Raw genomic sequence first — 11113 nt, 5'->3', positions numbered from 1 at the left:
TCTGAGCAAGCTCTATGAGCGCACCACCGTTGTCATCACCACCAACTTGAGCTTCAGCGAGTGGGCCACCGTCTTCGGTGATCCCAAGATGACCACCGCGCTCCTCGATCGCCTCACCCCCGCTGTCACATCCTTGAGACAGGCAACGACAGCTTCCGCTTCAAAGCCAGCACCGCTGCAGCAACCCGAAAGAAGACGGAGAGCGCCCAGGCCTTGACCCAGACATGAACCCATCCGCATAACTGAAGGTGGGTCACTTCTCGATGGAAAACCCGGGTCAGTTCCGGGTGAAATCAACAGACTTGCGGCTGGCGTGCGAAGTACGCTCCTCCGAATTCGATAAGCGCAGCTCCGTACAAGCAGCTCCGCAAAAACAAAATTCGGTGGCTTGGCATCGCTGAATGAACGTCGGGGACCGCAGCGCTTATCTCTAGCTTAGAGCCTTGAGAGACCTCCTGCCGAACGAGAGATACCACAGCAGACTGACTGCAATAAGAAACCCAATCTGTAGCGCCGAGACCGCCGCAATAGTGGGATCGAGGGCGTAGCCAATGTTTTCGAATGTCTTCTTCGGCAGAGTGGCGTTGGAGCCGCTGAGGAACAGCGCCAGCACCAGGTCGTCGAACGACGCCATGAAGGCGAAGAATCCTGCGGTCAGGAAACTCGGGCGCAGGACGGGGAAGGTCACCAGAAGGATCGCGCGCAAGCGTCCGGCGCCGAGGCCATCCGCGGCATCTTCCAGCATGCGGTCGAACTGGCGCAGCGCAGCCGTCACAATGATGACGACGAAGGGCAGCGCCAGCACCAGATGTCCGAGGACAAGCCCATGAAACGAGCCGATCATCCGCCATGAGGACATCAGGCTATAGATGCAGATCGCCGTCACCATGCCGGGGATAACGATCGGCGAGATCAGTAGCTTGTCGGCCACCCAAACAGCAGCCCCGGTGCGCGAGCGCGCCAGATAGAACGACGCAGGTACGCCTACGGCGAGCGCCAGCAGCGCCGTGGTTACTGCGACCTTCAGCGACAGCAGCGTCGAGGCCATCCAGGAGCGCGAGGTGAAATACGACTCATACCAGCGCAGCGAGTATTCTGGCGGCGGGAACTGCAGGAACTCGGCCGCGCTGAAGGACAGCGGGAAGATGACGACCAGCGGGACGATCAGGAACGCCAGAACCACGAGGCAGTAGAGCCACAGCGCAACCCGAGCCAACCCGATTCTCTGGCGCATTCCGATATCCTTCCGTCAGTTCCAACGGCGGCGGGTCAGGAGCCCGATGCAGGAATAGGCTACGATCGTGGCGACCAGGATGAGGACCGATAGAGCCGCAGCGAAGGGCCAGTCGAGAACCTGGCTGACCTGGGTGTAGATCAGGTTGGTGATCATGATCACGCGCCCGCCACCCAGAAGCGCCGGGGTGATGAAGGCGCTCAGCGCCAGGATGAACACCAGTGCCGCGCCAGCACCGATCCCGCCCAGCGTCAGAGGGAGAAAGATGCTGAAGAAGCGCCGCACCGCACTCGCCCCCAGACCCTCGGCCGCAAGCAGAAGCTGACGATCGACCCGCATCATGGCGGCGAAGATCGGCAGCACCATGAAGGGAAGCAGGTAGTAGACCGTCCCGAGAATGACGCCGGCCTTGTTGTAGATCAGCGGCAGCGGCTCGGCGATGAAGCCGTTGTCGATGAGCAGGCGGTTGATGATCCCATTGCGCCCCAGAAGCACCATCCAAGCATAGGTGCGGACGAGGACGCTGGTCCAGAACGGCAGTGCCACCAGCAGCAGGCAGAGGATCCGGAGCCGCGGGGAGGTCGTGGCCATGAAATACGCTAGCGGATAGGCAAGGATCAGGCAGATCCCCGTGGAGATCAGCGCGATCTGGAAGGTCTGTCCGATCACACGGACATAGAGCGGATCGCCTAGCGCCTTCACATACGGGCCGAACGATCCCCCATCGATGCTCAGCGCGGCCAGGTCCAGCAGCGGCATGAACAGGATCACACCGAGAACCAGGAACGCTGGGAGCAGCAGCAGGAGCGAGCGCCCGGGAGTCGCCGAAGCCATCATGCGACCGAATGGCCGCTCGGCCGCGGCTGACGTGAAGGCAGTGGAGGTCATTGCAGCAGGTGCAGGTCGCGCGACGACCAGCCCAGAGTGATCGGCGTGTTCACCGGCAGCACCTCCTCGCGGTGCGAGGCTTGCCGGCGAAAGTGCAGTTCCAGCCCATTCTCGGCTTCGAACAAATACTTGATCGTTGTTCCGAGATAGATGACCTTGCTGATCCGCCCGGTAATGGTGCTGTCGGGCTCGTCACCCGGCGGGACGGGCGAGGGATGCTCCGGCCGCAGCAGCACGGAAAGCGGCTGCCCCGTGGTGCCCTTGCTCGCCGGCAAGGGGAACATCTGCCCGCCCTCGAGCCGCAGGCAGCGCCGCCCGGCGCCGTCTTCGGCGACCGTGCCGGAGAGGATGTTGGCTTCGCCGACGAAGTTCGCAACGAATTCGTTCACCGGTCTGCGATAAAGATGCTCGGGCTTGGCGACCTGCTGGAGGCGCCCGTCCCTCATCACCGCGATCCGGTCTGACATGATCAGTGCCTCTTCCTGATCATGTGTGATGAATATCGTGCTCAGCTTCAGCCGCAGCTGCAATTCACGAAGCTGCAGTTGCATGGCTTCGCGCAGCCGTCGATCCAGCGCGCCGAACGGCTCGTCCAGCAGCAGCAGTCGCGGGCCGAAGACGGTCGCCCGCGCCAATGCGACGCGCTGTTGCTGCCCGCCCGACAGCTGCGCCGGATAGCGGGAAGCGAATTCGCCCAGATCGACCATCTCGAGGAACTGCCGCACCCGCCCCGGGATTTCCCGCCTGGGGACCGACCGCATCCGCAACGGGAAGGCTACGTTCTCCTCCACGGTCATGTGCGGGAACAGGGCGTAGTTCTGGAAGACCATGCCGATGTCGCGCCGCGACGGCGGCATCCGGGTCATGTCCTCACCGCCGAGAACCAGACGGCCGGCGTCCGAATGCTCGAAACCGGCGATGATCTTGAGCAATGTCGTCTTGCCAGACCCGCTAGGCCCAAGCAGCGTGAGGAACTCGCCCTCCCGCAGTTCGAAGTCGATGCCGTTGAGGACCGGAACGGCACCGTAGCGCTTCGTTACCTTCCGAATTTTCAGCGCAGTGCCTTCGGCCTGCGTGGAAAGTCCTTCCTGCGATGCCATCATAGGCAGCTCCGTCACCCGAGTATCCAGCGCTGCCAGCGATTCTTGATCTCGGCCATATGCTGGCTCCACCACAGGTCATCCTGCCAGAACGACACCTGCATGTTCTCCGGCGTGGTCGGCAGATACGGGGCCAGCGTAGGATCGACGTATTCCGCCGCGCGCGGGTTAAGGCCGGGTGAGACGAGTTGGTTGGCAAAGGTTGCCTGCGCCTGCGGGTCGGTCATCGCGGCCAGGAACTGCTGCGACCAGTGCAGGTTCGGCGCGCCGCGCGGGATGGCAAAATAGGCGCGATGCAGCGAGGAGCCGTCCCACGAGATCTCGAGCGGGTGGCCCTTGCCTACCGCGTTGAAGATGCGCCCGTTCCAGGCCGAGCTCAGCACCACTTCTTGATCGACCAGCATCTGGACATGCTGCGCGCCGGAATCCCACCACGCGGTGATATGCGGGCGAATTTCGTCAAGCTTGCGGAAAGCGCGGTCCACATCGAGCGGATAGAGTTCGGCCAGCTGCACCCCGTCGGCCAGCAGCGCGAATTCCAGGTTGTCCTCCGGGCCGCCGCCCAGCGACCGCCTGCCGGGGAACGCCTCGACATCCCAAAAATCGGCCCAGGTGCGCGGCTTGGCGTCGGTGAACACGTCCGAGCGGTAGGCGAGCACGGTGGAATAGACCGAGGTCGTCAGTAGATAGGGATCGCGCGCCTCGGCAGGATAGGCCGACAGATCGACGATGCTCTCGTCGATCGGCTCGAGCAGACCCCGTTCGACGGCGATCCGACCGTCGTCGCCGCTGATCTCCGTCACATCCCACTCGACGTTCCCGCTCTCGACCATGGCGCGCAGCTTGCCCAGGTCGTGGGGGCTCGTCATTTCGACGGGGATGCCGGTCCTCTCGGTGAAGACCTGGCCGTAGGCATCGAGGACGGCATTGCCCATGTCACCGCCCGAAGCATTGACGATCAGCCGGTCCGGCTTGGCTGGAACCTGCTGCGCCCGCAGCACTGCGGGTGCGGCGAGAACGGCAGCGGCGCTTACGAGGAACCCTCGACGGTCCATCTTCTTGTTGGGCATTGGTTCCTCCAGCTAGTCCTTGCCATCAACAGCCGCTTTCCTCACCGGCATTCACGGCAGGCTCTCTCCCGCGGCGGAAGCTAGACCGCAGCCAGGGGCGGGCCAATTGCGTTTTTTGTCGGGTGCCATAACCAACGCGCATGTCCAGGGCTGGAGCAGCTGCAGCGGCGCACGACGGACTGTTGCCGAGACCACGACCGACAGCCAGACGGCCGCGGACACCACGCTCAATCGGATCGGGCGCAACGATGACCCTACTGCACTTCACCGACGGGCGTCGCGCTGCCACCGGCGTCGTGCCCGCGCGCCATGCAACGCGCTCACCGGCGTCGAGGGAGGTGTCAGAGCAACCGGCTTGCTGCGGGTAGCATCGGTCCCTCGCCGCGGTAGCCCTATGGCGGCACCCCACCCATCCACATGCGCTTCCGGCGAGACGCGGCGACCCTGTCGTGGATGCGTTCGGCCATCACCGCGGCCCACGGCGCCAGTCGTCGATCCGGGCGTAGATCGTGACCGCGATACCGCCAAGAGCCATCGCGATGAACACCCAGCGGAGCGTATCGAGATACGGGACCAGCGGCATGATGGGAGACGGCCTTCGCAGCCGAGACGCCGCCCGCGCGGGAAGTGCTGTCCGACAGTCGTACTATGAAAGGCGGCGGGGCGGCTGGTGTGGCGACGTTGGGTGCTGGGGGCCCGGAGGTCGTGCAGAACGTCCTGGCCGAAACCCAGTCCGCCATGTTTGGAACTAAGCAATGGTGCCTGGACTGCCCCCGCACGGCTGAACCAGCTCCGGACGGTCGAGGGACGGCGCTCTTCACTTCCCAGGGCAAGTCCAGAAGCGAGCTTCTACGCTGCTTTGGAAACCCCGGCCATGGCAGCGTAGCTAAGACCAACCGGTCTCCGGCAGACCCGCCGCGCTTCACATGAGCTACCCTTGACCGGGCTCGAGCCGGGTCAAGGGCAGGACTGACATGTGACAGCATGGCGACCGAACTTTCACTCCCGCGGCAGCGTTGTATGTGCCAAGGCCAGTCATAGGGACCGACATGGCGCGCTCCGCGGTCATCGCTATCGGCGCTTCGGCGGGCGGGGTGTCCGCGCTGCGCTCGCTCGCCGCCGCTTTGCCGGAGACGTTCGCAGCTCCGATTCTCGTCGTCCTTCATGTTGGTGCGCATCGAAGCGAACTGCCCGAGCTCCTCAGCGCTGTCGGCCCGATGCCTGCCAAACACGCCGAAGATGACGAAGCGTTCCATCCGGGCAACATCTATGTTGCGCCGCCGGACCGGCACATGATCGTCGCTGAAGGACGTTTACGCCTCTTGCGCACACCGAAGGAAAACTGGGCACGCCCTGCCATCGACCCGCTGTTTCGGAGCGTGGCCGAAAGCTATGGCCCGAATGCCGCCGGCGTGATTTTGACAGGCAACCTGAACGACGGCACGCTGGGGCTGCTGGAAATCAAGCGGCGGGGCGGCATCACGGTCGTGCAGAACCCCCGGGACGCCGCGCATCCCGAGATGCCGAGAAGCGCGGCTGTGCATGTCTCCTTGGATCACTGCCTTCCCCTCGTCGAAATTCCAGAACTTCTGGTTGAACTAACCACGAATCGAAAGGAGGCCGACATGCCAATCACCTCCACTCAACCGGGCGCCGTGCGGCATTCGGCGGAGAATAACGGGTGGGAACTCGAGCGACCCGTCGCAGTCACCTGTCCCGATTGCGGTGGCGCGCTGAAACGATCGGTGGAAGGATCGATCGTCAAGTTCGGCTGCCATATCGGCCATAGCTATACGGCAGAGGTCATGGCTTCGGCTCACTTCGATGAACTGGAAAGAGTCATGCGTGCCGCCGTGCGCTTTCTCAACGAGCGGGCCGAATTCTGTCTCCAGATGGCCGAGCACAGCCAGTCCACCGGGTTCGATGACGTGGCTGACTGGCACGCCGCCAGCCAGCAGGCATTGGACCGGGCCTACAAGCTCCGCGATCTCGTGGAACAGGACTGGATCACCCCCGAGACCAACGGCCGACTTGCCTCGGCCAGTGGGGGTCGAGACCCGGCCGGCCTGCCCAGATGACTGCCTGCACCGTCGCTGGCACGGTTCGCAACCGAGTTCGCCAAAGACCGCGGCTATCCCCGGACAGCCCGCGCGATGGTTCGTTCCAAGTCATGAGGGGCGTACGGCTTCTCCAACACCGGGACGTCGCGATAGCCGTCCACGAGACCCTCCGAACCGTATCCAGTGGCGAACGCAAAGGGGATACCGCGCTGCCGCAGGATATCGGCGACAGGAAAGGATTTCGTACCGGCCACATTGAGATCGAGAATGGCGAAGTCGAAGTCGCCTTCCCGCGCCAGTTCGATCGCGTTGCCAATCCTCGTAGCAGCGGCCACCACCTCATGCCCGAGGGAAGCCAGCATATCTTCGAGGTGCATCGCGATCAGGACTTCATCCTCGACGATCAGTACGCGTTTCGCTGGGTAGTCAGTCGGCCCCATTGGGTCCTTCCTGCTCCTCGGGCATCGGCGCATCGATTGTGCAGACGACGCCGGTAGGCTGGTAGGAAACGCTTACATTGCCACTCAGTTCCGCTGCCAGTACCCGTTGGATCAGGCGCGAGCCGAACCCCTTATGCGTTGGCTCGGCGACGTGCGGCCCGCCGCTCTCGGTCCAGCGCAAGGAGAGAGCCCGATCCTTGCCCGGACCCGCGACCTCCCAAACGATATCGACCTTGCCTTCCTCGGTGGACAGCGCGCCGTATTTCGCGGCATTCGTTGCCAGCTCATGCAGGGCCATTGCAATCGAGAGTGCGGCACCCGGTAAGAGCCGAAGGGGCGGACCCTCGATCCGAAAGCGGTTCGATCCTCCGGAATGCGGCTCGACGGTGCCCGCGACTATGTCTCGCAGATCCGCGCCGGCCCAGTTCTCGCGGGTCAGCAAGTCGTGCGCCTTGCCGAGTGCGATCAGACGCGCCTCGAAAGAGGCACGGGCATCGTCCACCGACGTGGCGCTGCTGAGGGTCTGCGCGGCGACGGCCTGCACCGTCGCCATGACGTTCTTGACGCGGTGGTTGAGTTCTCCCACGAGTATCTCGCGATGCTCCTCGGCACGCCGGCGCTCGGTCATGTCCCGTGCGATCTTCGATGCGCCGACAACCTCGCCCCGAGCATCCCTGAGCGGTGATATGGTCAACGATACCCAGACCGGACTTCCATCCTTGCGGCATCGGATTGTTTCATAGTGCTGGAGGTGCTCGCCCCGTCCAATGCGATCAAGAATGCCGGCTTCCTCATCATGGCGGTCTGACGGGATCACGATCGTGATGGACTTGCCGACGATCTCTTCAGCCGTATAGCCGAAAAGTTGCTCTGCGCCCCAGTTCCAGCTGGTCACGGTGCCGGCAAGGTCCTTGCTTATGATGGCGTCATCGGATGACGCGACAATGGCGGAGAGTCGCCGCCCAAGTTCCTCGGAGCGTTTGCGCTCGGTGATGTCCTCGATCCCCAGCAGGATCAGTTCTTCCCGGCCGCCCTCTCTCGCTAGTTTGCGCGCGTTGAGCAGTATGGAGCGCCGCCCGCTGTCATGGAAATCCTGCTCGATCTCGAAGCCGGTGAATTCTTCATCTTTAGAAATGACGTTGTCCATGAGAGTTCTCAGTTCCGCAGTGTCCCACTGTGCCCCGCAGAGTTGATAGATCTGTCGGCCTTGAGTCTCCTCCCTCGAAACCTTGAACAACTCGTAGAAGGCCGGATTGGCCGACCGGACGCGCAGCGCGCCGTCCAGAATGAGCAGAGGCTGCCGGATCGTCTGAACGATGCTTTCGGCGTAGATACGCGCTTCGTTCACCGCATCGGCGGCGCGTCTTCGATCCGTGATGTCGGTAAACGTCATCACCAGACCGGCAATCCGATTGTCCTGCGTACGGTAAGGTAGCATGCGGCGCAAATACCAGCGACCGTCGTCAGCTGACACTTCGGCTTCAACCACCGAGAGCTTCTTTGTCACCGTGTCCGCGTCGCGCAGCAGGTTCTCGTCCGAAAACTTCCGCGCGAAATGCGCGATCGGGCGGCCGACATCCGACCACACAAAGTCGAACAGGTCCCTGGTGGCGGGCGCGAACCATTTGATGCGGAAGTCGAGGTCCAGAAACAGGGTGGCCGTCTCTGATCCCGCCAGCAGGTTGTTGAGGTCGTTGGTGGCATTTTCCAGCTCGCCGATCTTGTGCTGGAGCTGGCTGTTGACGGTGTTCAGTTCTTCATTGAACGACTGCAGTTCCTCCTTCGAGGTCTCCAGTTCTTCGTTGGTGGATTGGAGCTCCTCGTTGATCGAGGTAATCTCTTCGTTTGACGATTTCAGCTCCTCGTTGGTGGTTTCCAGGTGTTCAATGGCCATCTGCAATTCGGCGCGCGTTGCCCGCAGCTCGTCCTGAAGGGCGCGTTCGCCGGAGGCGGCCTCGCCGGCTTCCTCCGGGGTGGCTGCCTGGACGCGTTCGGGCGATGGCACAGTGGGTGCGAAACTTACGAGGAGGAAGCGGTCGTCTTGCGGCGAGGTGGGCAGGGGCATGACCGTCATGGTGACGGAATCGCCCGTCTCCGTGATCCGGGCATCGACCGCCACGCGTCTGTTTCCCTTCGACGCTGCGCGTATCGCAACGCGGAGTTTCGCGGACAGGCCGCCGCGCGCGAGGGTCAGCAAATCCCTTGTTGGGTCGCCCGGTGGATGCTCCAGGTAGTCCCTCGTCGTCCCGTGGAAATAGAGGACACGGTGCTTCTGGTCGATCAGGACGGACGCCGGGGCATAGAGTTCCAGCAGAGCGCGCCGCGCGATCTCGGCGGCCGGAGCGGTTGCTTCCGGGCGAAGCGATGCGGGCTCGGCCGTGCCACGTGATTCCGCGGGGCCGCGCGGTGGTGGAAAATCGACGATGCCATGTCGGGTCTGTCCGAGCTTGCGGTATATCCGCCATTTTTTCGACACCGTCTCGAACAGGTCGTCGTGCCGGCCGATTGTTTCCGCATTGCCGAGGAACAGATGCCCGCCCTGTCTGAGAGCGAAATGGCAAAGGGCAATGATCCTTCGCTGCGCCTCCGGCTCCAGGTAGATGAGGAGGTTGCGGCACGACACCAGGTCGAGCCGCGAGAACGGCGGATCGCGCAACAGGTTCTGCGGCGCGAACACGATCATGTCGCGAAGTTCCTTGGTGACCTGAAAGGAGCCGTCGAGCTTCTCGAAGAACCGCTGCAGGCGGGCCGGCGGAAAGCCGGCCACGGCGGCGGCAGGGTATATGCCGTCCCGCGCCTTGCGCAGGTTGCCCTCCTGTGTGTCGGTCGCGAAGACCTTCACATCGAAGCGCTTTCCGGCCGCCTCAGCCAGTTCGGTCATCAGCATGGCGATGGAATAGGGTTCCTCTCCGGTGGAGCAGGCTGGAGCCCATACGCGGATGGTGGCGCCTGTCTCGCGATCCGCAACCATCGGTGCGATCACCAGTTCCGAGAGGGCGGCCCATGCCGGGGCGTCGCGGAAGAATTCGGTGACGCTGATCATGAGGTCGCCGACCAGCGTTGTCACTTCATCAGGGCTGGTGCGCAGCTCGTCAAGATACTCGTCCAGTGTTTCGATGTTCCTGAGACCGAGACGCCGATGAATGCGCCGCGTGATCGTCGAATGCTTGTAACTGCGAAAGTCGTGTCCGCCGCGAACGCGCAGGATCTCCAGAACCTGATCGAGGGTCGCCTGGCCGCCCGGCGAGGCCGCCTTGATCTCGGCGGGGGCCGCGACATACCCATGTTGAACATACGCCGCCACCCTCGCCGGCATGTCTTCCGGGGCAAGGACATGGTCGGCCATGCCCGCCGAGATCGCGCTCCGGGGCATGCCGTCGAACTTCGCGGTCTCCGGCGCTTGCACCAGGCTCATGCCGCCCACGGCCCTGATCTTCTTCAGTCCCTCGGTGCCGTTGCTCCCCGTTCCGGAGAGTACAATGGCGATCGCCCCTTCGCGCTGGTCGGCGGCGAGCGAGCTGAACAGCAGATCGACGGGATGACGCTGGCCATGCGGCTCCGCCGGCGGGGAAACGTGCAGCCCGCCGTCGCGAACCTCCAGATCCGTGTCGGGAGCGATCACATAGACGTGGTCAGGCGCGATCCGCATGCCGTCCTTGACCTGGACGACTGCCATCCTTGTGCGGCCGCCCAGGATGTGCGCCATCTCGCTTTCGCGTTTCGGATCGAGATGCAGCACGACCACGAAAGCGCAACGGCTGTCTGCTGGCATCACGTCGAAGAGGCGGCCCAGCGCCTCGATGCCGCCGGCCGACGCGCCGATGCCGATGACGGGAACGTCTGCTGCGACGGCGCTGTCGATGACGGTCGCCGGCTGCTCGCCGCCGCGTGCCCGGGTCTCGGCTTCATCGCCTGTCTCAGCGGTGGTCTGTGAAGCCGATGCCTGTGACATACGGCCCGAGCGAACGCCCAATTGTTTGCTCTCATCCGGCATGCGATATCCTGTCCGGGCCAGCTACGGGCGAATCATTTGTAGGAATGCTTCGACTCGCCGCTGCCGCAGAATCCCTGCGCCAGCCCTCCGACCGAAGGTTGCAGGTGTGCCGTTCGCGCGCAATGGCAGAGTCCGGAACGCCCGTCGCAGGATTGCCCCGCCCGGACAACCCCAAGGGCGACGCTCCCTTAAGACCATGAGTGACCTGCCCCCCGTAAGCTCCCTCGCCGTGATGTAGAGTCTGCCCGACCTGAAGGAGCAGACGAGATGAGGAAAAGCCGCTTCACCGATGCGCAGATCATCGGGATGATCAAGGAACAGGAAGCC

The 11113-nt window shown here is 63.4% G+C and carries 7 protein-coding genes and 3 pseudogenes; 3 read left to right on the top strand and 7 right to left on the bottom strand.

Features of this window, described 5'->3' with window-relative positions:
- Positions 1-228, top strand: a pseudogene (locus tag GI374_RS18425) (ATP-binding protein); the annotation flags it as partial.
- Positions 229-430: 202 nt separating this feature from the next.
- Here the strand turns inward: GI374_RS18425 and GI374_RS18420 are convergent.
- The 5 genes and pseudogenes from GI374_RS18420 to GI374_RS19990 form a co-directional block, all read right to left on the bottom strand.
- Positions 431-1234, bottom strand: coding sequence for an ABC transporter permease (locus GI374_RS18420; protein WP_154338462.1), 804 nt, complete (start codon positions 1232-1234; stop codon positions 431-433).
- 15 nt (positions 1235-1249) lie between these two features.
- Entirely contained in the window at positions 1250-2068 is an 819-nt protein-coding gene (locus GI374_RS18415) for an ABC transporter permease (protein ID WP_195759989.1), read from the bottom strand.
- A gap of 50 nt (positions 2069-2118) precedes the next feature.
- On the bottom strand, positions 2119-3222 hold the full coding sequence (locus GI374_RS18410) for an ABC transporter ATP-binding protein (protein WP_195759988.1): 1104 nt from the start codon (positions 3220-3222) through the stop codon (positions 2119-2121).
- 14 nt (positions 3223-3236) lie between these two features.
- On the bottom strand, positions 3237-4223 hold the full coding sequence (locus GI374_RS18405; protein ID WP_370515475.1) for an ABC transporter substrate-binding protein: 987 nt from the start codon (positions 4221-4223) through the stop codon (positions 3237-3239).
- A 535-nt stretch (positions 4224-4758) separates the two neighbouring features.
- Positions 4759-4878: pseudogene (locus tag GI374_RS19990) on the bottom strand (peptidase M15); the annotation flags it as partial.
- A 5-nt stretch (positions 4879-4883) separates the two neighbouring features.
- On the opposite strand from GI374_RS19990, the pseudogene GI374_RS19985 reads away from it, so the two are divergent.
- Both GI374_RS19985 and GI374_RS18390 read left to right on the top strand, forming a co-directional pair.
- Positions 4884-5033: pseudogene (locus GI374_RS19985) on the top strand (peptidase M15); the annotation flags it as partial.
- Between the two features lie 308 nt (positions 5034-5341).
- On the top strand, positions 5342-6370 hold the full coding sequence (locus tag GI374_RS18390; protein WP_154338458.1) for a chemotaxis protein CheB: 1029 nt from the start codon (positions 5342-5344) through the stop codon (positions 6368-6370).
- Positions 6371-6423: 53 nt separating this feature from the next.
- Here the strand turns inward: GI374_RS18390 and GI374_RS18385 are convergent, their stop codons facing one another.
- Positions 6424-6792, bottom strand: coding sequence for a response regulator (locus tag GI374_RS18385; protein WP_154338457.1), 369 nt, complete (start codon positions 6790-6792; stop codon positions 6424-6426).
- The gene (locus GI374_RS18380; RefSeq protein WP_154338456.1) at positions 6779-10786 is read right to left on the bottom strand and encodes a chemotaxis protein CheB; all 4008 of its coding nucleotides are present in this window, start codon (positions 10784-10786) and stop codon (positions 6779-6781) included. Before GI374_RS18380 ends, GI374_RS18385 begins: the two co-directional genes overlap by 14 nt.
- Positions 10787-11113 lie beyond the last annotated feature (327 nt).

The sequence above is a fragment of the Paracoccus sp. S-4012 genome, assembly GCF_009674885.1.
Taxonomy (GTDB): Bacteria; Pseudomonadota; Alphaproteobacteria; order Rhodobacterales; family Rhodobacteraceae; genus Paracoccus.
The sequence above is the reverse complement of the archived record's forward strand: the minus strand, read 5'-3'. Positions and strand labels throughout refer to the sequence as shown.

Bases quoted from the DNA above. Each gene is read 5' to 3' on its own strand.
- GI374_RS18390 (WP_154338458.1), top strand. From the start codon at position 5,342: ATGGCGCGCTCCGCGGTCATCGCTATCGGCGCTTCGGCGGGCGGGGTG.
- GI374_RS18420 (WP_154338462.1), bottom strand. From the start codon at position 1,234: ATGCGCCAGAGAATCGGGTTGGCTCGGGTTGCGCTGTGGCTCTACTGC.
- GI374_RS18385 (WP_154338457.1), bottom strand. From the start codon at position 6,792: ATGGGGCCGACTGACTACCCAGCGAAACGCGTACTGATCGTCGAGGAT.
- GI374_RS18410 (WP_195759988.1), bottom strand. From the start codon at position 3,222: ATGGCATCGCAGGAAGGACTTTCCACGCAGGCCGAAGGCACTGCGCTG.
- GI374_RS18380 (WP_154338456.1), bottom strand. From the start codon at position 10,786: ATGCCGGATGAGAGCAAACAATTGGGCGTTCGCTCGGGCCGTATGTCA.
- GI374_RS18415 (WP_195759989.1), bottom strand. From the start codon at position 2,068: ATGGCTTCGGCGACTCCCGGGCGCTCGCTCCTGCTGCTGCTCCCAGCG.